This is a genomic window from Flavobacterium pedocola (assembly GCF_053764385.1).
The window spans coordinates 406150-431416 of the sequence record NZ_JBSNCR010000004.1; the positions used below are offsets into that span (position 1 = coordinate 406150).

Below are 25267 nucleotides of genomic sequence, written 5' to 3' on the forward strand. Positions count from 1 at the left end.
AAATAACCTATGAGAAGGCAAAAAGTAGGTGTAAAATGTTAAAATTCGGCTTGCTGATCCAATTCAAATCATTCAGCGTCAAATTGCTTTCGGATTTTGGCCGGCAATTTCGCTTTAACCAAATTGTACGATTGGGTAACATAATGCTGCCATTCCTTAGCAGATAAAGTATTGATGTCTTCCACCAAAACCCATTTGTAACGAGCCACATACGGAGCGGGTATGAAGCCTTTTCGGGTGGAAAGTTCGTCAAACTCTTCGTCCAAAACTTTGAATGAGGCTGAGGTTGGCGACTGGTTCAATCCCGCCACACAAAACATTTTCTCTCCAATGCAGAAGCACAAATCATTGCCCCATTTCACGTCTTCGGTTACATGTGGTAATGTTTTGCAGAGTTGTTGCAGTTCTTCAATATTCATGGATCAGATTTTGTTCTTGGAAATTTTATCATGTATTTCGGAAACTTTCATCAAAGCCGCACTGCAATACCATGGGGTAAGTTCTACGTCAAAGATTTTCGCCTGAACAGCAGGATCGGTTTCCACTAATTTTTGCGCTTCTTCAATTGTCGAGCAGTTAAAAACGAAAATTCCGCGGTAGTTTTTGTCGTTTTTCATGAATGGACCTGCAACCACCAGTTTACCTTCTTTAGCCAATCGGTTGATGTTAGCCATGTGGCCTTCAAAATACTTGGTGCGTTCTTCTTTGGTAGCTGTAGTATTGCTTCCGGTTTTCAACAGACAGAAAACATAGGTTTTCATACCGTTAGCATCTCCGCCCAATTCTTTGGCCAGTTTTTCATCGTAGGTTGCTTGTTTTTCCTGTGCGAATGCGGAAAGGCTTATTAGTAATAAGAATAGTATTTTCTTCATAATGATTCGGATTAAAGAAACTCAAATGTACAAAAATAGTAGTTAGTAGTAGCCCACTAATTATTATTCACTAATTGCTAAAATCAACAATTCATCCTCAAAAAAAGACGGTTCGGTATTCTTTTTTATAATGGGTGGAAATTCTGATAGAAATTTGTCCTATCAAAATCAACCAAAATGAATAAGTTAGTTACAGTTTTAGTCCTTTTATTTAGTATCGGCCTGATGGCGCAAACCACGATTGCGGGAAAAGTTACCGATCAGAAAGGAAAACCGATTGAAGGCGCAAATGTTTTTGTTGAAGGCGCTTACGACGGAACCACAACAGATGCCAAAGGTGATTTCTCTTTCACCACAACTGAAAAAGGCGAACAGAATTTAGTAATCACGTTCCTCAGTTTTGAAACAACAAGAATTCCGATCGTCTTGGAAAACTATCAGCCGAAAACCTTCAAACTGAGAGAAAGCGTGAATACTTTGGACGCGGTGGTCATTTCAGCGGGAACGTTCAAAGCGGGAGACAATTCGAAAGTATCGGCACTGAAACCGCTTGATATTGTTACCACAGCCGGAGCTGCCGGTGATATTGTAGGGGCTTTGCAAACCTTGCCCGGAGCCCAGATTGTAGGCGAGAGCGGACGCTTGTTTGTACGCGGAGGGGAATCAGATGAAACCCAAACTTATGTAGACGGAATCCGTGTGGCACAACCGTATGGCGCAACGGCGAACAATTTGCCGACCCGTGGCCGTTTTTCCCCTTTTTTATTTAGTGGCATGACGTTTTCTACCGGAGGCTATTCGGCGGAATTCGGTGATGCGCTTTCCAGTGTTTTGTTGCTGAATACCATTAACGAGCCCCAACAGGAGCAGACCGATATCGCTTTTATGACGGTTGGTTTAGGATTGGGAAATACGCAAAAATGGAAGAAAACATCGTTGAGTTTCAATTTGTCCTACATCAATTTAGAACCGTACCAAAGAGTAATCAAGCAGAATGTGGATTGGAATAAACCATATCAGTCGATGTCCGGGGAAACGGTTTTTAGAAGGCATTTTGAGAACGGTTTGTTCAAATTGTATGCGGCTTTCGATCATGCTACGTTTGATTTGAATCAGAAAGATGTGAATGCGCCGGAGCCTATCCGTGTTGATAATCAGAATAATAACTTCTACCTGAATTCTTCTTATAAAGGGAATTTCGGTTTGGGTTGGAGTATTCAGGCAGGAATCAGTTTCGGGTACAGCCAGAACAAAATGGGCTTGGATCAGGATGAACTGAACAACCGCGAAAATGCTTCGCACATGAAACTGAAGCTGACCAAAAAGTTCTCGGAACGCGTTCATTTGACTTTCGGGGGTGATTATTTCATCACGGATTTTAATGAAAGTTATAACGATTATGCAGTCGATAATTACAACAGCGGTTACCGTAACAATATTGGAGCAGTATATGCAGAATCGGATATTTTCTTTTCCAAAAAGTTCGCCGCCAAATTTGGGGTAAGAGCCATGAATAGTGAATTGCTTGGGAAAAACACCGTCGATCCGAGAATTTCCCTGGCATATAAAACCAGTAAAAACGGACAACTTTCTTTGGCCTACGGTGATTTTCATCAGAACCCAAAACAAGATTACCTGAAATACAGTTCGGATTTTAACTTTGAAAAAACATCACATTACATTTTGAACTATCTGTATGGTTCAAACGGAAAAACCCTTCGTGCTGAAATTTTCTACAAAGACTACAATAATCTGGTGAAATATGATACCGATATGCCAATGTTCAATAGCAGTTTTAACAACAACGGCTATGGTTTTGCCAAAGGACTTGATGTGTTTTGGAGAGACAGCAAATCGATTAAGTATTTGGATTACTGGGTTTCGTATTCCTATATCGACAGTGAAAGAAATTATAAAAATTATTCAGCTGAAGTAACACCAGGTTTTGTGGCAAATCATACTTTATCGGTTGTTGGAAAATATTGGATCGACGATTTGAAATCGCAAATAGGAGTGACGAACAGTTTTGCGACCGGCCGTCCATACAACAATCCGAATGAAACGCAATTCATGAACGGAAAAACCAAGGCCTACAACAGTCTGAGTTTGAGTTGGGCGTATTTGTTGTCGCCGCAAAAGATTTTGTATTTTTCTGTATCGAATGTCTTGGGAAGGGATAATGTTTTCGGTTATCAGTATGCGAATTCCCCGGATCTTAACGGACAGTTTCAGCGTCAGGCCATTACACAACCGGCAGACCGTTTCTTTTTCATCGGGTTCTTCTGGACGATAAGTCAGGACAAGACTAAGAATCAGTTGGAGAATTTGTAGTTAGTAGAATTCCACTAATTACTTAGGAACAACAATTCATCCTCAAAATCCGACAGTTCGGTAAACATAAATTTATAAGGAGTAAAAACCGGAATATCTTTGAACTATCAAATTAAAAGAAGTTTTAATCATCAGTTAAAAATCAAAAGTAATCAACCAAAAAAACAAAACATTATGACAAGAGTTATCACAACATTAGTATTATTCATTTGCGGATTAGCCTTCGCTCAGGCCCCATCACAGTACGAACAGGGAATGGGAAAAGCATTAGGTTTATGGAAAGAAGGTAAAGCTGCTGAAGCTACTGCGATTTTCGAAAGAATTGCCTCGGTGGAAAAAAACAACTGGCTGCCTAATTATTATGTAGCTCTGGTAAACACGATTGAGACATTCAAATCTAAAGACAAAACCAAAAACCCTGCTTATCTGGATAAAGCGCAAATCGCATTAGACGATGCAACGGCCGTAAGCCCAAACAACCCTGAATTGATGGTGGTACAAGCGTTAATTTACACGGCATGGATCGTACAGGACCCAATGGCCAACGGAATGAAATACTCTTCAAAAACGATGGAGCAATACTATAAAGCTCAGGCACTTGCTCCGGAAAACCCGCGCGTGGTGTTTTCAAAAGCGGAATTTGAAATCGGTGGTGCAAAATACTGGGGAACTGATACCAAGCCAATGTGTGCGGAAATCGAACGTTCTATCGGACTTTTTGCTAAATTTAAACCGGAAACGCCGTTTCATCCAAATTGGGGACTGGATCGTGCAAAAGAAGTTTTAACGACTTGCGGGAAGTAAGAAGGTAGAGACAAGAGACAATAATCAAGAAGAAATTTAAAAAAAATCAAAAAACAATGGAATCACAAAATCAGAATACCAACAAAATCGCAGGAACTATTTTTGTAGGCTGCATGTTTGTAGGGATTGGAATCGGGATGTACATGCACAATACAGCCGTAGGAACCTTAGTGGGAATGGGAGTTGGATTTATCGCTTCCGCCATCGCCAAAGCTAAATTATAATCGTCTGGAAATGAATAAATATCTTAAAGAGTTTTTAAAATCGATTGTCTTAGGACTGATAGTTTTTGTGGTGCTCACCTTCATCAGTTGGCTCACCGGACAGAAAATCACTTTAGACAATAATTTACTGATGAATTTTCAGTATACCTTACTGTATTCGGTTTGTCTGTACATGGTAAACGCTTTGATATTTATTTCTTTAGATAAAATTTTTGCCGATAACAGGTTTACTTTTAAAAGGATACTGATAGGGTTTTTAAGTTCTTTTGTAGCATCGGTTTTAACTATTTTCCTGTTGCGGATTTTTGAGGAAGTCGTTATTGTAGGGGCTTCTTTTGAAACCTTTATGATAAATGAACGGGCTGCAAATTATGTAGTGGCCACCATCATGACGTTTATTGTTACGCTGATTTTTCATGCGGTATTTTTCTACCGTTCCTATCAGGAAAACAGAGTAAAAGAACAGAAAATAATTGCAGGAACGGCTTCGGCTAAATTCGAAAGTTTAAAAAACCAGATCGACCCGCATTTTCTTTTTAACAGCCTGAACGTATTGAGTTCCCTGATTGAAGAGAATCCGGACAACGCACAAAAATTCACTTCGTCCTTATCCAAGATTTACCGTTACGTTCTGGAACAACGCGATAAGGAACTCGTAAGTATCGAAGAAGAATTAGCCTTTGCCAAAACGTATATGAACCTGTTGAAGATGCGTTTCGAGAACAGTGTTTTTTACGAATTGCCCGAAAAAGTGAACAATCCTGAAGCCAAAGTAGTACCACTTTCTTTACAACTACTGCTTGAGAACACGGTAAAGCACAATGTGGTTAGTGAGAAAAAACCCTTGCGAATAAGGATATTTGAACGCAATAACTGTCTGATTGTTCAAAATGATCTGCAAAAGAAAGAAGTGCTGAAAGACCGACAAGGCGTTGGTCTGCAGAATATTATCAGCCGTTATGCTATTTTAACGGATCGAAAAGTTACGATTACACAAAGCGAAAAAGAATTTACGGTGGAATTACCACTGTTGACAAAACAAATAGGAATCATGGAAACAACATACAGCAATTATAAAGAAGAATCATCATATTACAGAGCCAGAAAACGCGTCGAAGCCATCCGTGGTTTTTACGGAAGTTTATTATCGTACTTCGTGGTAATTCCGGTACTGATTTTTATTAACCTGCAATTTTCCTCCAAATTCCAATGGTTTTGGTTTCCGATGATCGGTTGGGGAATGGGGCTTGTATTTCACGGATTCGGAGTTTTCGGATTCGGAGCTTCCTGGGAGGAACGCAAGATTAAGGAAATTATGGATCAGGATGTGAAAAAACAAAATTGGAAATAGTCATGGAATCAAACTATAACGAAAGGGAAAAGTACGAAAGTGCTAAAAACCGGGTAAAGGAAATCAAAGAATTTTATACCCATTTGATGGTGTATCTGATTGTGAACATGTTCCTGTTGGCCATTAATTTACTGACTTCACCGAAACACATCTGGTTTTTCTGGCCCATGCTAGGATGGGGTGTGGGCGTAGTGGTACATGCCTTGAAGACCTTCAGTGCGTTGCCGTTTTTAGGTAAAGAATGGGAAGAGCGCAAGATAAAAGAGTTTATGGAAGAAGAAGAACGTCGTAAAAACCAATGGAAATAATGGAAAGCAATAACAACAATTTCGACGAACGCTATCAGGCGGCTGAAAAGCGTGTAAAAAGAATTAAAGGGTTCTATTCACACCTGTTGGCGTATCTGATTGTCAATATTATGATTGTTTTTTTAAACATCAACGATTTAAAACCGGGCGAGAGCTATTTTCGGTTTGAGAACTTCTTTACGGCATTCTTTTGGGGTATTGGGTTGTTAGCGCATGGCGTGAGCGTTTTTGGTCATCACCTGATTTTCGGAAAAAGTTGGGAAGAAAAGAAGATCAAAGAATTCATGAAGAAAGAGCAACAGCAACATGATAAGTGGGAGTAAGTTCAGTCGCAGTTTACAGTTTTTAAACGAAACGAATAACCAAATTCACAAATAACCGAATAAACCAATGAACATTATCATTATCGAAGACGAAAAACCGGCGGCACGTTTGTTGCAGCGTAAAGTGGAAAAATTAGGGCTGAATGTAAGCACGATGCTGCATTCGGTGGAGGAGTCGCTGGACTGGTTTCAGAACAATCCACACCCGGATCTGATTTTCCTGGACATTCAGCTGTCCGATGGGTTGTCGTTTGAGATTTTCGAGAAGATTGAGATAAAAAGCGCTGTAATTTTTACGACCGCTTACGATGAATATGCGCTGCGGGCCTTCAAACTGAACAGTATCGATTATCTCTTAAAACCGATTGATGAAGACGATCTGGAAGTGGCGGTAAACAAGTTCAAAGCGCGTAACCAGCCGCAAAACCTGTCGCTCGATTTCGAAATGATCAAAAAGATGCTGGTCAATCCAATAGATAAAAATTACAAAAAGCGTTTTACGGTAAAAATCGGGCAGCAACTCAAACTGATCAATGTGGACGAAGTGGAATGTTTCTACAGTGAAAACAAAGGCACGTACCTACATACGCTTGATAATCGTAATTACTTGTTGGACGGTACTTTAGAACAATTGGAGACCGAGCTCGATCCTGATGCTTTTTACCGGGTGAGCCGTAAATTTATCGTGCCGATGAAAGCCATTAAGGAAATCCAGCTGCACAGCAATTCCCGCCTGAAAGTAATCCTGCCAAGTTATACCGATGATGAGGTAATTGTGGCCCGTGAGCGTGTAAATGATTTTAAGGAATGGATTGGGTAAACCTATGCCGAACCCTTTTTAATAATAAATATACAACAGTATTTTTTTATCGGAAGTATCGATGATCTTCTCAATCCGGCTGTAAAATTGTTCGTTGACCATAGGACATCCAAGGCTGTTGCAAATCGGTTGGTCCTGCTCCGGATAAGGCACTTGGTAATATTTGTGAAGTACAATGTTTCGTAACAGGGCATTGTCGTTTGTTTTGTCAAGACCATAAAGTCTGTATGCTTTTCCGAATTTCCCTTCGTAACTTTTTCCTATGGAATATTTTCCAAGTGAAGTGCAGTACGAGTTATTGGTATTGCTGAATTTCAGTTTGCCTTCCACACCGGTTTCCGAACCTGATCCGTGTGCTACTAAGCCTTTGTCAACAACTTTGTTTTGACTGAAATCGTAAATGAAAAACCGGTTCTTTCCCGAGGGAATCTTCATGTCGATGAAAAAAGCGGTTTTGGTATTGAAATCTTTATTGTTGGCTATAAAAGTTCTTGCAGTATCTACGTAGTTCTGAATATTGTTTCTTTCAGCTTTTCCAAAAGAATTTTCTGTTTTGGATATAGGCTTGTCTTTCTGTTTGTCAAATATATTTGTTCCAAACACAGCTGTAATAAGGAATACCGATACAAAAACTATTTTTTTCATGTTGGGAACTATTGGGTTGGTTCAGATTAATTTTTCAAGCAGCTTTTACTGACTACTGACACGACTGTTTACCTATTACTCTTTCTTGCTTCCAGGATCATATAAAACTGGATTCCGAATAATAACGAAGCAATCACCAAATGTATTGTCTGGCTGCCGAAAGGGAAATGAAAATAGTACATTGCAATTCCGGACAGCACTTCCACAAAAATCAAAGCCATTACCCAATTGATTTTGCTAAAGCCAAGGTTTAGTTTTTTATTTTTCAGGTATAAAAACAGATTTACAAAAAACACCACAAAGGAAAACGTTCGGTGGAAATAAAAACTCAGTTCCGGTTTGCTTAACCAAAGTGTTTCATTTGCGATGCCGGATTTTACCTGTTCGTCCACAAACTGACGCACCTGAGTTCCCAAAACCACCTGAATCAGGGTAAGCAACAAGGAAATCCAAAGGATATTTCTAAACATCGGATTGAAAACTTTCGCCGCTGCTGCCGGTTTCGCCAATTGAATGATATATAAAATTACAGCAACTATAACCAGGGCCATTACCATATGGATGGTAATTTTAATCGGATTCAAAACGCTGTATACAACCGTTGCGCCCAGCCAGCCCTGAAAGCCCATCAGGAACACCACCAGCCAGGAAAGTAAGGTGATTTTTTTATCTTTTTTCCATAGCCAAAAAGAAGCAACAGCCATCACAAAACAGGCTAATCCCGCCAGAGCACCTACAAGGCGATTCATATATTCCACCCAGGTATGTGTCGGATTGAAAATGGCGTAATCGTGTTTGGTATATTTCTCCCAATGTGAAGCGTCGAACTCGTTTCCGGTCGTGAAATTGTCTTTGGCCACTAATAACATTTGGTCTTTAATGATAACCTGACCTTTTTTGAAGTCGTGGTTCTCGCTCCAGGTAAGTTCTTTAACATCAGTGGGCGGAATGTAATACCCAAAACATTTCGGCCAGTCCGGACAACCCATACCTGAACCCGTCATGCGTACCAAAGCGCCGGCAACGATTACTAAATAGACTAAAATTAAAGCGGTCTTGGCAATTTTATTGAAGTTCATTGTTTTAAGTTTCAGAGTTGCAAAGTGCAAATATCTTTAGTTTTGTTTTAATCGAATATGATAAATGTTAGCTCGCCCCATTTTCGCATTATCGAACTGGTTTAAGCCCCATTTTATCGGCTTTCTTCATTACAAAATCATAAGCAGCCTGGTATTCGTTCGGGATTTCGCCTTCAAGAATTGCTTCTTTTACCGCTTCTTTCAAAACACCGATTTCACGAGAAGGTTTCAGATTGAACAGCTCCATGATTTCTTCTCCGGTGATGGGCGGCTGGAAAACACGAACTTTGTCACGTTCTTCCACTTCAACGATTTTCTCGCGGACGATTTTGAAATTGTTATGGTATTTCTGGAATTTCTTCGGATTCTTGGTGGTGATATCGGCTTCACATAAAGTCATCAGGCTTTCCACGTCTTCGCCGGCATCAAAAACCAGTCGTCGCACTGCGGAATCAGTCACGATATCCTGTGCCAGTACAATTGGACGGGAACTCATCGTAACCATTTTCTGCACGAATTTCAGTTTTTGGTTTAACGGCATGTGTAAACGAACAAAGATTTTCTTGGCCATTTTTCCGCCTAAAAATTCATGACCGTGAAATGTCCAGCCTTGTTTTTTGTTGTATTTCTTGGTTGGCGCTTTTCCGATATCGTGTAATAATGCCGACCAGCGCAACCAAACATCATCCGTATTCGGGCAGATGTTATCAACTACCTCCAGCGTATGATAGAAGTTGTTTTTATGTGTATGTCCTTCAATTTCTTCCACCTGATTCAAAGCAGTAAGTTCCGGAAGGATAATGTCTAATAAACCGGTTTTGTACAGCAATAAAAAACCAACTGATGGTGTGTTCGACATCAGGATTTTATTCAGTTCATCGACAATACGCTCCCCGGAGATAATGTTGATGCGCTCTTTGTTACGAGAAATGGCTTCCAATGATTCCGCTTCGATCTCGAAATGCAATTGCGAAGCAAAACGGATGGCACGCATCATGCGCAACGGGTCATCAGAATAGGTGATGTCCGGATTTAAAGGCGTTCGGATGATTTTATGTTCCATGTCGCTCAATCCGTTGAAAGGATCGACTAAATCTCCGAAATTGGTTTCGTTTAGGGAAAGTGCCAACGCGTTGATGGTAAAATCACGTCGGTTCTGATCGTCTTCCAAAGTGCCGTTTTCCACCACGGGTTTGCGGCTTTCAAACTGATAGCTTTCCTTTCGGGCACCCACAAATTCAATGTCCATGTCCTGATAACGCAGCATGGCGGTACCATAGTTCTTGAACACCTGAACCTTAGGTTTGTGCGGAATCAGTTCGGATACTTTTAAGGCGAGTTCGATACCGCTGCCCACGGCAACGATGTCGATGTCTTTTTTATGGTCACGTTTTAAAATCAGATCGCGAACAAAACCACCGATAACGTAGCTGTCCACGTTAAGTTCTTTGGCAGCCTGTGTGATGATTTTGAATATAGTGTCTTGTAATGCTTCTTTGTAATTCATGCTGAAGTTTAAAGTTCAAATGTTTAATGGTTTAAACGGATAGCTGTAAACCATAAACCGTAAACTGTGACTGAAAACTATTTCCTAATAATCTTTACCTGACTGTCAGCCGTTAATTTGATGATCGTCGAAGGTTTGTCGCAAATTTTATCCTGCTGCAAATTTACCACATAGTCCACACCTTTTAAAATTTCGGGACTGATTTCTTTAAACGATTTCGGTGTGGGCTGCCCTGAAATATTCGCCGAAGTGGAAACCAGCGGTTTTTTCATACGTTCCATCAGTTTGAAACAGAAGGGTTCTTTGACTAAGCGAACGCCTAAGGTTTTGTCTTCTGCGATTATGTTTTCGGATACATTTCTTGGGTTGTCCAAAATCAGCGTGGTTGGTTTTTCGGATAAATCCAGAATCTGCCAGGCCACTTCGGGGATGTCTTTAAATACAGTGTACATCATCCGGTCGGAATTCATCAGTACGATCATGCTTTTGCTTTCTTCGCGCTGTTTTAAAGCGTAGATTTTTTTTATGGCTTCCGGATTGGTGGCGTCACAGCCGATTCCCCATACGGTATCGGTCGGATAAAGGATAATGCCTCCGTTTTTTATTGCTTCGTAAGCGTTGTGAACTTCTGTGTTGATGTCCATCTTTTCTATTTTTCAGCAAATATACTTAACTATTGCCTTGCTTGAAAATTAAGGGAATTTAAAGTTTAAACAGCACTGTTATCTATGCATAAATAGTATTTTTAAATTTATATATTTGTAGACTTAAAAATTGTAAAAAATGTTGAATAATAAATCCATATTAATTACAGGCGGAACCGGTTCATTAGGGAAAGAGTTAACTAAGACGATCCTTCAGAAATGGCCTGATGTTAAGCGACTTGTAATTTATTCCCGTGACGAACAAAAGCAGTTTCAGATGGCGCAGGAATTCCCTGAGGCCGAATATCCGGCAATACGTTATTTTATTGGTGACGTAAGGGATCTGGAGCGTTTGAAAAGAGCGTTCAACGGGATCGATTATGTTATTCATGCAGCGGCTATGAAGCATGTCCACATAGCGGAATACAATCCTGATGAATGTGTAAAAACCAATATTGGTGGTGCGGAGAACGTTATCAAGGCGTGTTTGTCTTCAGGCGTTACAAAAGTGGTGGCCCTGTCAACAGATAAAGCCTGTGCACCAATCAATTTATATGGCGCTACCAAGCTGACTTCGGATAAATTGTTCATTGCAGCCAACAATATAAAAGGGAAACAGGATATTAAGTTCTCAGTGGTTCGTTACGGTAATGTAATGGGATCGAACGGTTCGGTTATTCCGTTTTTCATGAACAGAAGAAACGACGGGGTTTTGCCTATTACAGATGTTAACATGACGCGTTTCAATATTTCGCTTCAGGGTGGGGTGGATATGGTTCTTCATGCTTTGGATACGGCATGGGGCGGTGAATTGTTCGTTCCGAAGATTCCTTCTTACCGCATTATGGATGTAGCTCAGGCCATCGCGCCAAGTTGCGAGCACCGAGTAGTTGGGATTCGTCCGGGAGAAAAAGTTCATGAAGAGATGATTACTTCTTCGGATTCGTTTACGACCTATGATTTAGGAAAATATTATGTGATTCTGCCTCAGGTTACTAATTGGGATATGGAAGCGTATAAGAAACATTTTAATGCAACAATTGTTCCGCAGGGATTCAGTTATACATCGGGGGAAAATACGGAATGGGAAACCGTTGCCAGTATGAGAGAGCAGATTAAAGAGCACCTGTATCCTGATTTTGAACCAAAATAATAGCGCATGATACCTTACGGAAAACAAAACATCACTGAAGAAGATATCATGGCGGTGTCCAAAGCGCTGAAAGGTGATTTTCTGACGCAGGGACCTACAATTTTAGAATTTGAAAAGGCATTTGCCCAATACATAGGATGCAAGTACGCCGTGGCGGTTTCTAACGGAACGGCCGCTTTGCATTTGTCTGCTTTAGCCTTGGGGGTTACTTCAGGGGATAAAATCATCACTACGCCAATCACTTTTGCAGCCTCAGCGAACTGTGTTCGTTACTGTGGAGGAGAAGTGGTCTTTTCGGACATTGATCCGGAAACCTATTTGCTTGATGTGGGAAAAGTGGAAGCACTTTTAAAAGCATCACCTAAAGGAACCTACAAAGGAATCGTTCCTGTTGATTTTGCCGGAAGGGCAGTCAATCTGGAAGCATTCAGGAAATTGGCAGATGAATACGGTTTGTGGATAATTGAAGATGCTTGTCATGCGCCGGGAGGCTCTTTCACAGACAGTAAAGGGCAGCAGCAAAACTGCGGTAACGGTAATTTCGCGGATTTGGCTATTTTCTCGTTTCATCCGGTGAAACATATCGCAACCGGTGAAGGAGGGATGATCACCACAAACGACGAACAACTTTACAGAAAACTTTTGGAATTGCGTACCCATGGGATTACAAGAGATGTTGACAGTTTTAAAAATGATATCGCATTTGCCGTAGGAGAAGAAAACAGTTCAAACGGAAGTTACCCGGGTTGGTACATGGAAATGCAGACTTTGGGATACAATTACCGCTTTACCGATTTTCAGGCAGCATTGGGAATCAGCCAGTTATCAAGAGCCGATAAAGGCATTGACCGACGCAGAGCTATTGCCGAACATTACAATACTTCATTTTCAGGGAAAGAGTATGTCAAAGGGCAGTCAGGTTTTGTAAACGGGCACGCTTATCATTTGTATGTAATCGAAGTGGACGACCGTATCGGTTTGTACAACTACCTTAGAGAGCATAAAATTTTTGCACAGATTCACTATATCCCGTGTCATTTAATGCCATATTACAGAGAATTGGGCTGGAAGGAAAACGATATGCCATTGGCTGAAAAGTACTATAAACATTGCATCAGCTTACCGATGTATCCGACTTTAACAGAGGAGGAGCAGCAATTTGTGATAGATAAAGTAAATTCATATTTCGAAAAATAATTTTGAAACTAACACTCGGAACGGTTCAGTTTGGAATTGCCTACGGGATTTCAAATGTTAGCGGCGTCCCATCGGATAGCGGCTTAGAGGACATACTCAATACAGCCGGTTCCTTGGGAGTGGAATTACTGGATACGGCTTTAGCGTACGGTAATTCAGAAGAACGTTTAGGGCAGTTTGCAGACGACAGGTTTAAGGTGGTTACCAAGTTTCCGGCGGTCCGTTCCGGTGAGGAACTGGAAAAGGCACTTTCAGAATCCCTGAAGAAATTGCAACTTGAATCCGTATACGGATATTTAGCGCATAATGCAGATGTCTTATTGCAGCAACCCGATCTTTGGAAAATACTACAGGCAAAAAAGCAGGAAGGGAAGATTGCAAAAATCGGCTATTCCTTATATTATCCGGAGCAGTTGGAGCAATTACTGAATTTGAATTGCATACCGGATCTGGTACAGCTTCCGTTTAGTATTCTTGACCGAAAATTTGAAGCACAATTGCCCTTGCTTAAAAAATTAGGCACTGAAATTCATGTCCGCTCTGTTTTTTTGCAAGGTTTGTATTTTATGAATCCGAAGCAGTTGCCGGAAAAATTACAGCCTTTAGCATCGGTATTAACGAAGTTTCAGGCAATTTGTGCCGACTATAATTTAAACGTTGGTGATGTGGCGCTGAATTATGCCGTGAACAATCCGGCTATCGATCAGGTGGTTATTGGTGTGGAAACTGCCGAACAACTAAAACAGAATGTACAAATGGTTTCGAACTGGCAATCAAATGCAGCTGTTTTTGCCGAAATCGAAGCCATAGAAATAAAAGATAAATCCTTATTAAATCCCGTAAACTGGTGAAAATAATAGGTGTAACACAAGCCCGCATCGGTTCCTCCAGATTACCGGGGAAAGTACTTCTGGAAATTGAAGGGAAATCACTGCTGGCATATCATTTGGAAAGAGCAAAGGCCTCCGTCTTAGTAACCGATTGGAGGGTAGCTACAACTGATGAAAAGGATTCCGGAAAGATTTGCGATATTGCAGAAGAAGCCGGAATACGTTCTTATCAAGGCGATTTAAACGATGTTTTAGACCGTTTTTATCAGGCCGTTAAAGAGGAAAACCCGGAGTATGTGGTTCGGGTAACTTCGGATTGTCCCCTGATTGATGCGAAGCTAATCGATGAAACTGTAAAGTTCTGTCTGGACAATCAGTTAGACTATCATTCCAACCAGTCTCAGGAAGCCTATCCCGACGGACTGGATGTTGAGGTTTTTACCTTTAAATCGCTTGAGGAAGCCTGGAAGACTGCCACAAATGTTGCAGACAGGGAACACGTAACACCATTTATCCGCAGAAACGGCAAAACCAAAATTGCGGATGAAAAAGTGGATAAAAAATACGCAGCACTCCGAATCACCGTTGATGAAGCTTCCGATTTTGAAGTCATCAGTCATCTGGTTAAGGCATTGGGCGCAAAAGAACCGTGGCAGGTATATGCCGATTATTTGCTGCAACATAAAGAAATACAAAGTATAAATCATGCTATTCTTAGAAACGAAGGGTATATGAAAAGTAAATTCAACGAAATACAGCTGAGAACCATCACTAATTTCAAAGCATCAGACGAGTATAGAAACACTATCCACAACCTGATTCCGGGCGGAGGTCATACTTATTCCAAAGGAGACGACCAGTTCCCGATTTTATCACCGGCAGCCATTGCCCGTGGAAAAGGATCCCATATTTGGGATGTTGACGGTAACGAATACCTGGATTGTTCCATGGGATTGACCAGTGTGAGTTTAGGACATGCCTATGAGCCTGTTTTGGAAGCCGTTCGAAACGAATTGGAAAACGGGGTTAACTTTCAACGCCCTTCCGCTTTGGAAAAAGATATGGCTGAAACCTTCCTGGCCTTAGTGCCCGGACATGATATGGTGAAATTTTCTAAAAACGGATCCATTGTTACCACCGCTGCTGTTAAATTAGCCCGTGCGAAAACAGGTCGTGATTTGGTTGCTTTCCCGGTAGATCATCCGTTTTACAGTTATGACGATTGGTTTATTGGAAAAACAGCCTGTAATAAAGGTGTACCGGAGTCTATTTCGAATTTATCGGTAACGTTTCAGTCTTTCAACATTGAGTCGTTAAGAGAAATGTTTGCTAAATATCCCGGGCAAATTGCCTGTGTGATTACGGAGCCTGAAAAAGGAAATTACCCTCATTTACCGGCGGATTTTAACGTGGCCGATTTTTTAAAGCAAGCCATCGATCTATGCCATGAAAATGGAGCTTTGTTTATTGCAGATGAAATGGTTACCGGTTTTAAAACCGAGTTTCCGGGATCCATAACCAAACACGGAATTACTCCGGATATGGCTACCTGGGGTAAAGGAATCGCTAACGGATTTTCTTTCTGTGCGCTGACGGGAACCAAAGACATCATGGAATTGGGAGGAATCAAAAACACCGGGGAAGAGAAAGTATTCCTGATTTCCACTACACACGGAGGAGAAACCCACGGATTGGCCGCAGCGATCGCCACCATAAAAGAATATAAAGAGAAAAATGTAATTGCACACAACCATCAGATAGGGAAAAAACTGGCTGAATTGTGTTCGCAGTTGGTCACAGATAATAATTTAAAGGATTACGTTGAGGTTGTTGCCGCGGAATGGATGCCTTTCTTTGTGTTTAAAGATAAAGAAGGTACCGTGAGCCAAGGGTACAGAACTTTGTTCATGCAGGAAATGATCAAACGAGGCGTGTTGTTCCAGGGTGCTTTCGTTCCTTGTTTTTCACATACCGATGAAGATGTTTATTACTTTGCAAAAGCGTTCAGCGAATCTTTAAAAGTTTACAGCGAAGCGTTGGAGCTGGGTTATGAAAAATTTCTGGTTGGAGAACCTGCAAAAGCGGTTTTCAGAAGGACTTTATAAGTAAAGGACCATGCGCAGCTATAAATGTCTACATACCAATGTTTTTAAAACGGGATCCTTTCATATCGAACCGATAAGGGATGAGGATAAGTATGGTATTCTGGACATCAGAAACGAGCAGTTGTACCATTTGCGCCAGTCGGAACCTTTAACCGCGGAAAAGCAAGAGCAATATTTTGCCAATGTGGTTGCCGCTTTGTTTGAAGTGGAAAAACCAAATCAGTTGTTGTTTTCTTTTTTTTATGAAAATGAATTCGTCGGTTATGGCGGTTTGGTTCATATCAATTGGATTGATAAAAATGCCGAAATCTCTTTTATCATGAAAACTGAACTTGAAAAGGAGCATTTTGCGAAATTCTGGTCAAATTATCTTAGGCTGATAGAAAAAGTAGCTTTCGAAGCGCTGCGATTCCATAAAATATTTACCTATGCTTTCGATTTACGACCGCATTTATACCCGGTTTTATTGGATTGTGGTTTTAGGGAAGATGCCCGATTGAAAGAACACTGTTTCTTTGACGGTAAGTATCTTGACGTGCTGATCCATTCGAAAATCAATACAACTATTTGGTTCAGGAAAGCTACAGAAGAGGATGTGGAACTATATTTCACCTGGGCAAACGACCCGGCTGTAAGAAGTAATTCCTATGCCACGGAAAGTATTCCGTATGAGAATCATGTAAACTGGTTCAAATCAAAAGTAAAGGACGAAAATTGTTTCATGGTTATTTTTCAGGACCATGAAAATCAAAATATTGGACAGGTCCGCATCCAGAAAACTAATGCTGTTTCAGCGATAATAGGAGTTTCTGCGGATGAAAATCATCGTGGAAAAGGCTATGCTGCCAAAATGATTGCCAAAGCTTCCGATGTATTTTTAACGGAAAATCCTGAAATTTGCATCAGCGCTTACATTAAACTGGATAATCAGGCTTCCTCAAAAGCTTTTGAGAAGGCCGGCTTTTCGCTGTTGGAAACGCTGAAATACGAAGGAGCAGACAGTTTTCATTACATTAAAAGAATATGATAATAGATAAGTATAAAATAGAGGCACAATCTCCGGTTTTCATTATAGCCGAGCTTTCCGCCAATCATAACGGAAGTCTTGAAACGGCTTTGGAAACGGTCAGAGCGGCCAAAAGAGCAGGTGCCGATTGTATCAAATTGCAAACCTATACAGCGGATACGATCACATTAGATTCCGATAAGGAGGATTTTGTCATAAAAGGAACGATCTGGGACGGTAAAAAGCTGCATTCCTTGTATCAGGAGGCCTATACTCCCTGGGAATGGCATGCCGAGATTTACAAAACGGCCAAAGAAGAAGGTTTAATCTGTTTTTCTTCCCCTTTTGATAAAACCGCGGTTGACTTTCTGGAAGGATTAGATTCTCCGGCGTATAAGATTGCCTCGTTCGAAATTACCGATATTCCGCTGATCGAATATGTGGCTTCAAAAGGAAAACCGATTATCATTTCAACCGGTATAGCCGAAAAAGAAGATATTGAATTGGCTTTGGATGCCTGTAAAAGAATGGGGAATACGGATATTGCCCTGTTAAAATGTACCTCCAGTTATCCGGCTCCCATTGAAGAAGCCAACATGGTTATGGTGAAGGATTTAACGGAACGTTATGGCGTAATCAGTGGTCTTTCCGATCATACCATGGGAAGTACGGTGCCTGTTGTGGCTACCGCTTTCGGGGCAAAAATCATTGAGAAGCATTTTATTTTAGACCGTGCTATCGGCGGACCTGATGCTTCGTTTTCCATGAATGAAGAAGAGTTTACAGCTATGGTAAAAGCAGTGCGCGAAGCCGAAAGAGCTGTAGGTGTGGTGGATTATGCCTTAACGGAGAAACAGGCAAAAGGAAAAGATTTCAGTCGTTCGCTTTATATTGCGGAAGATGTCAAAAAAGGGGAGGTTTTCACGGAGCAGAATTTGCGTTCTGTGCGTCCCGGTTTTGGATTGCACCCGAAATATTACCATCAGTTGATCGGAGGGACCGCCAATCAGGATCTGGAAAAAGGCATTCCTATGAAATTAGAATATCTTGAGAATAAATAAACAAAGTTTAAACCTGTAATTTTCAGAGTATGATTGAAAGTATTTCTTTGGTATACAAGAAGTTTAAGTATGGCAGCGTGTTCAGAAAGGAATACGATATGTTTTTACAAACGCAAAAGTTCAGCCAGAAAGGGTATAAAGCTTTCCGTAAAATGTTCGTTCTTACCAAAGGAAAGAGCAACGACATGCTATCCAAAGAAATTGCAGAAAAGAACGGAAAATACGATTCGATTCCGGAGGCAGGCATCTTGAAAAATATAGACGGGACAATACTAAACCAGTTCAGAAAAGAAGGTTTTTATGTTTTTAACGATTGCCTGGATGAAAAACAGATTCAGTCGATTTTAGACTATGCCACCGTTACGCCGGTGTCGTACATGAATACGTCTAATAATTTGCAGGAATACTCCAAAGATAAAGTCGTTTTTAATGAAAATGAGCCTATTTCTCCGAGGTATCAGTTTACCAATGAAGAAATTTTAAAATGCAGCACCTTACAGGAACTGACTTTTGATTACTCGCTGTTAAAATTTGCCCAGGAGTATTTAGGGTGTAAACCGATTTTGGATTTAGTGGCTTTTTGGTGGAGCGCCCCTTTCAACGGAGTGGGAAAAAATGGTGCGGCGCAAATGTATCATTTTGATTTAGACCGAATTAAGTTTCTGAAATTCTTTTTTTACATCACTGATGTAGATGCGGATACCGGGCCGCATTGTTATGTAAAAGGATCCCATCTCGATTTGCCTAAACAAATTAACCGGGATGGCAGGTTTGAGGACCAGGAAATAGAAAAAGTATACGGAAGTGAGAATCTTATTGAGATTACAGGGAAGAAGGGGAGTATAATCGCCGTCGACACGAGAGGTTTCCATAAAGGAAAGGAATTGTTGAAAGGCAAACGCTTATTGTTCCAGATTCAGTTCAGTAACAGTCTGTTTGGTCAGGAATCTGAAGCTACAAACTGGAATATCATTGAAGAAAAATACCTGGATCAGGCCAAAAAATATTCCCATACTTACAGCAATATAAGCTAATAAGAATTCTGTAATCAGTAAAAAGTAAATGAGTAAATTCATAGATATAAAAAACGCTACGGTTTTAGTACAAACCTCTAATCATACGTCGCCCCATTTGGAGACGGAAATGGAAATAGTCGAGCGTTTGTTGGAGCAAAACAATACCGTGTACTGGATTAAGTGTGAAGGCGATTTCCAGAACTGTTATTACAATCCGCTGCATAAAAAAATGCATTGCAAGGTTTGTCATTCCCGCGTTTCCCAAGGGATTAAAATGGTAAAGAAGCAAGGCGAAAATTCAGGAAACCTTCATGTACTTGAGTATAAGCAATTTGCTGATGTCGAGGATTTCAAGAAAAAGAAACTTTTTGACGACTTGAAGTTTGATTCCGTAAAAGAACTTAAAGCCTATCACTACAAAGATTATGATTTAGGTTTGGCAACGGTTTCTTCCCTGGTATCCTATATCCGTGATCATGAGCCGGACCTGACCCGATATGAAAATTTTGTACAGCGCGGTTTGGTAACCGGGGCTTATCTGTATGATGTTTTTACCCAGGTTGTGGAACAGGTAAAGCCGGATCTGGTAGTGTTTTTTAACGGAAGGTTTATTGAAAACAGGCCGCTTTTGCGCGTATGTCAGAAAATGAAAATTGATTATGCCACGCATGAAAAAGGCGGTAAACTGAATACTTATCTGTTCCGTTTGAACTCTATTCCGCATTCGATTGAAACCATAAGCGAGGAAATGGAGGAATTATGGCAAAACGGAGCTGAAAACAAACAGGAAATCGGGACAAATTTCTTTACCAACAAAATAAAAGGTGTTGAAGATGCCTGGTTTTCGTTTACCAAAGAACAGCAGGAAGGAAGATTGCCGGCAAGTTTTAAAGAGCTGAACGGCAAAAAAGTAATCACTATTTTTAATTCTTCGCTTGACGAATACGAAGGGCTTGAAGGATTTGGTCCGTATTTTTATCATAATGATAACGAAGGGATTAAACGAATTTGTGAGGATTTACAAAAGTTTCCCGATATAAAACTGTATTTGAGAGTGCATCCTAATCTAAGGAATATGGATAATACCCAGATACGCTTTTTAAATGATGAGATTGCCACTATTCCTTCCGTTGAGATTATTGCTGCGGAAGATAAAGTAGATACCTATGCGCTAATCAATTCCAGTGATATCATCATCGTTTTTGGTTCAACTGTTGGGGTGGAAGCTGCGTTTGCGAACAAAAAAGTGGTGTTGCTGGGTAAAGCGGCCTATGAGAATCTTAATTGCTTCGTAACGCCTAAAGACCATGACGATTTACTGAAGATTTTAACGGATAACGATTATGTTTTCCCTGAGATTAATCCTATCGAACCAATAAAATACGGACATTGGAACGAAACCTTTGGTCTTGATTACCATTACTACAAGGCGCTGGGCTTCAATAAAGGTATTTATCGGGGTAAAGCAGTTAAGGGTAATTTCTTTTTGAGAAAAATTAAAAGAATGTTTAAATTCTAATTTAAATACAAATGAAAAAAATTCACGTAGGCTTTCTTTTGTCATACGACTATGAACTGTTAAAGCTGGCAATTCCGCCTGTTTATAAGTATTCAGACAGGATTTTCATCGCCATTGACGAGAATTCCATGACCTGGTCCGGAAATAAATTTGACGTGGATCCTTCCTTTTTTACCTGGTTGAAAGCATTTGACACCGAGAACAAAATAGAGCTTTACTACGACAATTTCCATGTGCCGGAACTGACTACCACGCAAATGGACACGCGGGAAAGAAAAATGCTTTCCGATAAGATGGGTATTGGAAACTGGTTGATACAGGTTGACAGTGACGAGTATTTTATCGATTTTGAAAGCTTTGTGAAACAACTGAGAAAATACGATCATTATCTGGACAATCCGGAGAAAAATAAAATCCAAATTGCGGCCTTTTGGCTGATCATCTACAAGTATACCGAAAACGGGATATTGTATGTGGATAAGCCGATGAAATCGATTTTCGCGACAAATTATCCGAATTATAAAGCATTCCGTAGAACAAACGAACGTGTAATTTACCTGGACAGTTTAGTACTGCATGAATCCGTTTCACGTTCGGAAGAAGAACTCCGCTTTAAGTTGAAAAACTGGAGCCACAACACCCACGTGAACGAAAGCTTTCTGGATAAATGGCTGAAAGTGGATGAAACCAATTATAAGGACTATCAGGATTTCTATTACATCGAACCGGACAGATGGAAAACCCTTGAATACTTTCCGACCAAAAACATTGAAGAAGTCAAGCAATATACCAATGCATCGAAAAAGTTGAAACTGGGGAAATCGTATCTCTTCTTCAAGAATTTCGGACAATGGTTCAAATTTCTTTTCAAATAAAATACGATAGGGCTTTACTTTGTTTTGTAGAGCCCTATTGCTTTTTTAAGCTGTTTGCTCAGAAGAACCCTTCTTACATACAGATAATTTCTCAAGCTTAGGAACCACCATTTGCTGAAAGGCAATTGCGTAGCTTTGATGGTGTCGCTCACATCCTGTCTGATAATAAAATCAGCGTTGAGATCGTTCCAGTTGATATTTCCGTAACCGTCAAATTCATTGACTTTATTTTTGCCGTGAATGATGGAAAGCCACAGTCTTTTACCGGTGGTGTGAACAATACGGGGCTCTTTCTTCCACATATTATGGCTATAATGCCAAACGGTCTTCGGGTTTTCATTTCGCTCGATCAAACTGATGAACGGGTTGAAAATATGGTCTTTTTTACCTAATATAAAATTTGGTTCCACTTGCAGGGTGTAACCGTTTATAATGTCAATCGCTAAAAATTCCTGTCTGTTGAACATTTTCTGGATGGCATCAATATAATTTTTGTGGATGCAGTCATCATTGTCAATCCTTGAGGTAATCAGGTATTCTTTGTCACTTGCGTTTTTCGCAATATAATCTAAAATACTACTGCTGAATTTCGGCATCCCATCAATAAAGAACAACTTTATGTTTTTGTGGTCTTTAGTGATTTCCACAATCCTGTTGCGATACTGCTCACTTGTAGAGGAATCAAAAAAAAGTAACCATTCGAAATTTTTGTTTGTCTGGCCGGTTACCGAAGGCAAACAATAGGTTTCAAACAAATTCATGCGTTCGTCCATCCAGGCGGTGTCCAAAAGTGTTTCGTTGTTTTTGGTTACGTCCCATTCCGGGTTCTTAAGATTAAAACGCGTGATTAAGTAGTGATAAAACATGGGTAATTTTTTTGTAAAAATAAGCGAAATAGATAAAATAACTTACTTTTGCGGTTGTAATTGGAGTAATTTAATGGAAAAAGTTTTCAATCCTGAATACAAGCATCTTGAAGCGGAGTTTGATCGTATTTTAAATGATTTTGCAACTTCCGGAGAGCAGGTGGGGTATGGTAAAAGGAATGCCATCAAAGCCTTTGAAGTAGCTACCTTCAAGGTTAACGTGAAGTGTTTCAAAACACCGAATTTCTTTAATGGGATTGTTTACGGTTTCTTCCGGAAATCCAAAGCGCAACGATCGTTTGAATATGCCAACCTGTTGTTGTCTAAAGGGATAGGGACTCCGGAGCCTTTTGCATATTATCAGGAGAAATCCGCTTTCGGCTTAAGAAAAAGTTACTATTTTTCTTTGCAGCAGGATGTGGACGGCATGTTTCAAACCCTGAAATTTGAACCCGATTTTCCCAATCGTGACGAAATTATTAAACAATCGGCGGCATTTTACTTCAAAATCCATAACGAAGGTATTGAATTCATGGATAATACGGCCGGAAATACTCTTTTTAAGAAGCTAGGCGAAAATCAATATGCTTTTTACCTGGTAGATTTGAACCGGATGCGTTTCCATACCAATATTCCTATGGCTATCCGTATTAAGAACCTGGCCAGATTAACGGTTGATCCGCATATGAATACTATTTTGGGCAACGAATATGCTAAACTGTATTCCGTACCGGAAGCCTCTTTCAGTGCGGCACTTCAAAAGGAATCCGAAAGACTCTGGGACAACTTCAACCAAAAAAGGGAATTCAAGAAAAAGCTGAAATTCTGGAAGAAATAACCGTATGGATTATTTTTTTAGATAGAACTTGTTCATTTCGTTTAAGGCAGTCGTAACCGATTCATAGTTTACGTCTTTGCTGTCTAAGGGTTTCAGTTTAAGGTCGGTAACTTCAAAAACACCCGGAGGCTGTACCGTCGTAATTTTGTCGTTTTCAACAACAGCATACTTTTGGTTGTAGCCACAAATGAAATAGTTTCGCAAATCGGTTTTGTAAAGGCTTCTTCCAAAACTGTAATCCGCAAAATTGTTTTTAACCTTTAAAACATCGGTAAGAACCGTTGCAGAAATATCGTAATGCACTGTTTTGTGGTTGTAGGTTTTAGCCGCTTTTGAAGGGTCAAAAACCAACATAGGGACATGGAGCTGATAGTGGGTGAAGTTTCCGCCGTGCTGCCAATAACCTTTTTTGTTTTCATTGAACTCCTGGCCGTGATCGCTTGTAATCACAATAAGCGTGTTGTCCAGAAGATTTTTTTCTTCCAGTTGTTTGATCACTTTTCCGATTAAAGCATCGGTAAAATGCAAAGAATTTTTGTATCTGTTGATAAGTTGCGTCGGTTCGTAATCATCGTCAAGATCCAGATAATTCACTTCGTCAAGTTCCGGTTTAAACGGCGAGTTGTACTTTTCAGGATGATCAAACCCGTGGGCAGAATCGAAGAAAAGGAACCCGAAAAACGGCTCTTTTGCGTTTTTATCAAGGTTCGCCATCCATTCGTTGGTGATGTTGATGTCGCGTTCTGCCGGTGTTTCCCCTTTGGAAGAAAGTCTTAAATTCGGCACTTTGGCAAAAATATTTTTATTGAAAGGCGGGTTTTCCAAAGTAGAACTGGCATAAATGTTAAGCGCATAGTTTTGCTTTTGGAACTCATTCATCATTACGGGTGCGATTTCCTGTCCGGTAAACGAATCGAAATAGGTTGCCGGAATGCCGTAAAAAATGGAGAAAATACCACCGGTTGTCATGTTGGAACCGCTAATATGGTTGTTGAATACCTGGCATTTTTTCGAAAATTCAGAAATATTCGGAGTAATGCTTTGGTTGAAGTATTTGTATTGCCACGAATCGATTACAATGAACAAAACATTTTTCTTGTCCTGAATAGGAGCAGAAGTAATCGGTTTTAAAGGATATAGAACCGTGCTGTTTGTGTTTTCACTGCTGAAATCCTGACTTCCAAGAGGTGAGTTTTTGTCAACTAAATTAAGGTTTTCCAGAACGGTATCGGCTGTCAGAGGATAGTATACCGGAAAAATATTCCTAAATTGCGTAACCGGTCTATATTGGTTCGGACTGGACCAGGCAAAGGCGAAATGACTAAATAACAATGTAATGAAAAAGCTTGTAAAAACCAATTTGGGTCTTAGTTTGAACTCTTTGTTCAGTACTTTCTTGGCCAGATAAAAGAACAAAAATTGTAACCCTATAATAAAGGCAACAAAAAGAACCGCAGCCAGAACATTGTACCAGGAAAACTGGAAGATATCACCGGATTTTTTTCCGAACACCAATTTGAATACAATCGGAGACAAATGGTAGCGGAATTGGCTGAATACGATAGTATCGACTTTTAAAAAAATCAATATTACTGAGGAAAACAATATGTTCAGGATCTTTCCCAAAAGTTGGGACTTACTCAAATAGTAAGCTAAACTGCTCAACAATAGAGGGATAAGTCCGATAAGGAAGAAATGGCTGTAGGTATTAAAGACTAAATAGACCTTGGTGAAAAAACCATCTGTATTTTCAAGGAAATCGATGTATCTTTTTGCGATGAACAAAATCACAAGCAGATTAAAAAGGAAGACCAAATAGGTTTCTTTTATAAAAATATTTCCTTGTTTTTTCATTATTAAACCGTTAATAATTAGTTATTTTAATTCTGCGCA

General features: G+C 40.1%; 25 protein-coding genes. 17 read left to right on the top strand and 8 right to left on the bottom strand.

The genetic code is table 11. The features are described 5' to 3' along the window. Positions 1-68: 68 nt before the first annotated feature. Both ACWPKD_RS11805 and ACWPKD_RS11810 read right to left on the bottom strand, forming a co-directional pair. Complete coding sequence (locus ACWPKD_RS11805) at positions 69-419, bottom strand: MmcQ/YjbR family DNA-binding protein (RefSeq protein WP_455412876.1); 351 nt, start codon at positions 417-419, stop codon at positions 69-71. A 3-nt stretch (positions 420-422) separates the two neighbouring features. Further along, a complete protein-coding gene (locus ACWPKD_RS11810) occupies positions 423-872 on the bottom strand; it encodes a YciI family protein (RefSeq protein WP_455412877.1) in 450 nt (149 codons plus the stop codon). A 177-nt stretch (positions 873-1049) separates the two neighbouring features. On the opposite strand from ACWPKD_RS11810, the gene ACWPKD_RS11815 reads away from it, so the two are divergent. From ACWPKD_RS11815 to ACWPKD_RS11845, 7 genes are all read left to right on the top strand, one after another. Continuing rightward, on the top strand, positions 1050-3203 hold the full coding sequence (locus tag ACWPKD_RS11815; RefSeq protein WP_455412878.1) for a TonB-dependent receptor: 2154 nt from the start codon (positions 1050-1052) through the stop codon (positions 3201-3203). A 174-nt stretch (positions 3204-3377) separates the two neighbouring features. After that, positions 3378-4007: a tetratricopeptide repeat protein gene (locus tag ACWPKD_RS11820; protein ID WP_455412879.1), complete on the top strand. Its 630-nt coding sequence runs from the start codon at positions 3378-3380 to the stop codon at positions 4005-4007. A gap of 56 nt (positions 4008-4063) precedes the next feature. Beyond that, on the top strand, positions 4064-4231 hold the full coding sequence (locus tag ACWPKD_RS11825; protein ID WP_455412880.1) for a hypothetical protein: 168 nt from the start codon (positions 4064-4066) through the stop codon (positions 4229-4231). 10 nt (positions 4232-4241) lie between these two features. Next, positions 4242-5582 carry a histidine kinase gene (locus ACWPKD_RS11830; RefSeq protein ID WP_455412881.1) on the top strand — a complete coding sequence of 447 codons (1341 nt, stop codon included), beginning with the start codon at positions 4242-4244 and terminating at the stop codon, positions 5580-5582. Positions 5583-5584: 2 nt separating this feature from the next. Then, the gene (locus ACWPKD_RS11835; RefSeq protein WP_455412882.1) at positions 5585-5890 is read left to right on the top strand and encodes a 2TM domain-containing protein; all 306 of its coding nucleotides are present in this window, start codon (positions 5585-5587) and stop codon (positions 5888-5890) included. Further along, positions 5881-6213 (top strand): 2TM domain-containing protein, encoded by a 333-nt coding sequence (locus tag ACWPKD_RS11840; RefSeq protein WP_455412883.1) that lies wholly within the window; start codon positions 5881-5883, stop codon positions 6211-6213. Before ACWPKD_RS11835 ends, ACWPKD_RS11840 begins: the two co-directional genes overlap by 10 nt. Before the next feature lie 67 nt (positions 6214-6280). Then, entirely contained in the window at positions 6281-7033 is a 753-nt protein-coding gene (locus tag ACWPKD_RS11845) for a LytR/AlgR family response regulator transcription factor (protein ID WP_455412884.1), read from the top strand. Between the two features lie 18 nt (positions 7034-7051). On the opposite strand, the gene ACWPKD_RS11850 is transcribed toward ACWPKD_RS11845, so the two are convergent. The 4 genes from ACWPKD_RS11850 to ACWPKD_RS11865 form a co-directional block, all read right to left on the bottom strand. Continuing rightward, complete coding sequence (locus tag ACWPKD_RS11850; RefSeq protein WP_455412885.1) at positions 7052-7678, bottom strand: murein L,D-transpeptidase catalytic domain-containing protein; 627 nt, start codon at positions 7676-7678, stop codon at positions 7052-7054. A 68-nt stretch (positions 7679-7746) separates the two neighbouring features. Further along, entirely contained in the window at positions 7747-8757 is a 1011-nt protein-coding gene (locus ACWPKD_RS11855; protein WP_455412886.1) for a COX15/CtaA family protein, read from the bottom strand. Between the two features lie 88 nt (positions 8758-8845). Beyond that, positions 8846-10264, bottom strand: a complete 1419-nt coding sequence (locus tag ACWPKD_RS11860) for a CCA tRNA nucleotidyltransferase (RefSeq protein ID WP_455412887.1) — start codon at positions 10262-10264, stop codon at positions 8846-8848. Positions 10265-10341: 77 nt separating this feature from the next. Then, positions 10342-10908 carry an L-threonylcarbamoyladenylate synthase gene (locus tag ACWPKD_RS11865; RefSeq protein ID WP_455412888.1) on the bottom strand — a complete coding sequence of 189 codons (567 nt, stop codon included), beginning with the start codon at positions 10906-10908 and terminating at the stop codon, positions 10342-10344. A 139-nt stretch (positions 10909-11047) separates the two neighbouring features. On the opposite strand from ACWPKD_RS11865, the gene pseB reads away from it, so the two are divergent. The 9 genes from pseB to ACWPKD_RS11910 are packed head-to-tail and all read left to right on the top strand — an operon-like array spanning position 11048 to position 21670. Beyond that, a complete protein-coding gene (gene pseB, locus ACWPKD_RS11870) occupies positions 11048-12061 on the top strand; it encodes a UDP-N-acetylglucosamine 4,6-dehydratase (inverting) (protein ID WP_455412889.1) in 1014 nt (337 codons plus the stop codon). A gap of 6 nt (positions 12062-12067) precedes the next feature. Then, entirely contained in the window at positions 12068-13258 is a 1191-nt protein-coding gene (pseC, locus tag ACWPKD_RS11875; protein ID WP_455412890.1) for a UDP-4-amino-4,6-dideoxy-N-acetyl-beta-L-altrosamine transaminase, read from the top strand. A gap of 2 nt (positions 13259-13260) precedes the next feature. Then, positions 13261-14109: an aldo/keto reductase gene (locus tag ACWPKD_RS11880; protein ID WP_455412891.1), complete on the top strand. Its 849-nt coding sequence runs from the start codon at positions 13261-13263 to the stop codon at positions 14107-14109. Then, entirely contained in the window at positions 14106-16193 is a 2088-nt protein-coding gene (locus ACWPKD_RS11885) for a glutamate-1-semialdehyde 2,1-aminomutase (RefSeq protein ID WP_455412892.1), read from the top strand. Before ACWPKD_RS11880 ends, ACWPKD_RS11885 begins: the two co-directional genes overlap by 4 nt. Before the next feature lie 10 nt (positions 16194-16203). Beyond that, positions 16204-17220, top strand: a complete 1017-nt coding sequence (locus tag ACWPKD_RS11890; protein WP_455412893.1) for a GNAT family N-acetyltransferase — start codon at positions 16204-16206, stop codon at positions 17218-17220. Further along, a complete protein-coding gene (gene pseI, locus ACWPKD_RS11895; protein WP_455412894.1) occupies positions 17217-18260 on the top strand; it encodes a pseudaminic acid synthase in 1044 nt (347 codons plus the stop codon). The genes ACWPKD_RS11890 and pseI overlap by 4 nt, the downstream gene beginning before the upstream one ends. Before the next feature lie 29 nt (positions 18261-18289). Continuing rightward, complete coding sequence (locus ACWPKD_RS11900) at positions 18290-19294, top strand: phytanoyl-CoA dioxygenase family protein (RefSeq protein ID WP_455412895.1); 1005 nt, start codon at positions 18290-18292, stop codon at positions 19292-19294. Positions 19295-19322: 28 nt separating this feature from the next. Then, positions 19323-20795: a capsular polysaccharide export protein, LipB/KpsS family gene (locus tag ACWPKD_RS11905; protein WP_455412896.1), complete on the top strand. Its 1473-nt coding sequence runs from the start codon at positions 19323-19325 to the stop codon at positions 20793-20795. An 11-nt stretch (positions 20796-20806) separates the two neighbouring features. Further along, positions 20807-21670, top strand: coding sequence for a hypothetical protein (locus ACWPKD_RS11910; protein WP_455412897.1), 864 nt, complete (start codon positions 20807-20809; stop codon positions 21668-21670). A 14-nt stretch (positions 21671-21684) separates the two neighbouring features. Here ACWPKD_RS11910 and ACWPKD_RS11915 read toward each other — a convergent pair whose 3' ends face one another. After that, a complete protein-coding gene (locus tag ACWPKD_RS11915; RefSeq protein WP_455412898.1) occupies positions 21685-22536 on the bottom strand; it encodes a glycosyltransferase in 852 nt (283 codons plus the stop codon). Between the two features lie 73 nt (positions 22537-22609). On the opposite strand from ACWPKD_RS11915, the gene ACWPKD_RS11920 reads away from it, so the two are divergent. Beyond that, a complete protein-coding gene (locus ACWPKD_RS11920; protein ID WP_455412899.1) occupies positions 22610-23374 on the top strand; it encodes a lipopolysaccharide kinase InaA family protein in 765 nt (254 codons plus the stop codon). Between the two features lie 9 nt (positions 23375-23383). On the opposite strand, the gene ACWPKD_RS11925 is transcribed toward ACWPKD_RS11920, so the two are convergent. Next, complete coding sequence (locus ACWPKD_RS11925) at positions 23384-25228, bottom strand: DUF3413 domain-containing protein (RefSeq protein WP_455412900.1); 1845 nt, start codon at positions 25226-25228, stop codon at positions 23384-23386. Positions 25229-25267 lie beyond the last annotated feature (39 nt).

Excerpts from the sequence above, each read along its gene's own strand:
- pseC (WP_455412890.1), top strand. The coding sequence starts at position 12,068 with ATGATACCTTACGGAAAACAAAACATCACTGAAGAAGATATCATGGCG.
- ACWPKD_RS11815 (WP_455412878.1), top strand. The coding sequence starts at position 1,050 with ATGAATAAGTTAGTTACAGTTTTAGTCCTTTTATTTAGTATCGGCCTG.
- pseI (WP_455412894.1), top strand. The coding sequence starts at position 17,217 with ATGATAATAGATAAGTATAAAATAGAGGCACAATCTCCGGTTTTCATT.
- pseB (WP_455412889.1), top strand. The coding sequence starts at position 11,048 with ATGTTGAATAATAAATCCATATTAATTACAGGCGGAACCGGTTCATTA.
- ACWPKD_RS11925 (WP_455412900.1), bottom strand. The coding sequence starts at position 25,228 with ATGAAAAAACAAGGAAATATTTTTATAAAAGAAACCTATTTGGTCTTC.
- ACWPKD_RS11820 (WP_455412879.1), top strand. The coding sequence starts at position 3,378 with ATGACAAGAGTTATCACAACATTAGTATTATTCATTTGCGGATTAGCC.
- ACWPKD_RS11810 (WP_455412877.1), bottom strand. The coding sequence starts at position 872 with ATGAAGAAAATACTATTCTTATTACTAATAAGCCTTTCCGCATTCGCA.
- ACWPKD_RS11910 (WP_455412897.1), top strand. The coding sequence starts at position 20,807 with ATGAAAAAAATTCACGTAGGCTTTCTTTTGTCATACGACTATGAACTG.
- ACWPKD_RS11900 (WP_455412895.1), top strand. The coding sequence starts at position 18,290 with ATGATTGAAAGTATTTCTTTGGTATACAAGAAGTTTAAGTATGGCAGC.
- ACWPKD_RS11890 (WP_455412893.1), top strand. The coding sequence starts at position 16,204 with ATGCGCAGCTATAAATGTCTACATACCAATGTTTTTAAAACGGGATCC.
- ACWPKD_RS11805 (WP_455412876.1), bottom strand. The coding sequence starts at position 419 with ATGAATATTGAAGAACTGCAACAACTCTGCAAAACATTACCACATGTA.
- ACWPKD_RS11850 (WP_455412885.1), bottom strand. The coding sequence starts at position 7,678 with ATGAAAAAAATAGTTTTTGTATCGGTATTCCTTATTACAGCTGTGTTT.
- ACWPKD_RS11860 (WP_455412887.1), bottom strand. The coding sequence starts at position 10,264 with ATGAATTACAAAGAAGCATTACAAGACACTATATTCAAAATCATCACA.
- ACWPKD_RS11830 (WP_455412881.1), top strand. The coding sequence starts at position 4,242 with ATGAATAAATATCTTAAAGAGTTTTTAAAATCGATTGTCTTAGGACTG.
- ACWPKD_RS11905 (WP_455412896.1), top strand. The coding sequence starts at position 19,323 with ATGAGTAAATTCATAGATATAAAAAACGCTACGGTTTTAGTACAAACC.
- ACWPKD_RS11840 (WP_455412883.1), top strand. The coding sequence starts at position 5,881 with ATGGAAATAATGGAAAGCAATAACAACAATTTCGACGAACGCTATCAG.
- ACWPKD_RS11865 (WP_455412888.1), bottom strand. The coding sequence starts at position 10,908 with ATGGACATCAACACAGAAGTTCACAACGCTTACGAAGCAATAAAAAAC.
- ACWPKD_RS11825 (WP_455412880.1), top strand. The coding sequence starts at position 4,064 with ATGGAATCACAAAATCAGAATACCAACAAAATCGCAGGAACTATTTTT.
- ACWPKD_RS11915 (WP_455412898.1), bottom strand. The coding sequence starts at position 22,536 with ATGTTTTATCACTACTTAATCACGCGTTTTAATCTTAAGAACCCGGAA.
- ACWPKD_RS11920 (WP_455412899.1), top strand. The coding sequence starts at position 22,610 with ATGGAAAAAGTTTTCAATCCTGAATACAAGCATCTTGAAGCGGAGTTT.
- ACWPKD_RS11845 (WP_455412884.1), top strand. The coding sequence starts at position 6,281 with ATGAACATTATCATTATCGAAGACGAAAAACCGGCGGCACGTTTGTTG.
- ACWPKD_RS11855 (WP_455412886.1), bottom strand. The coding sequence starts at position 8,757 with ATGAACTTCAATAAAATTGCCAAGACCGCTTTAATTTTAGTCTATTTA.
- ACWPKD_RS11835 (WP_455412882.1), top strand. The coding sequence starts at position 5,585 with ATGGAATCAAACTATAACGAAAGGGAAAAGTACGAAAGTGCTAAAAAC.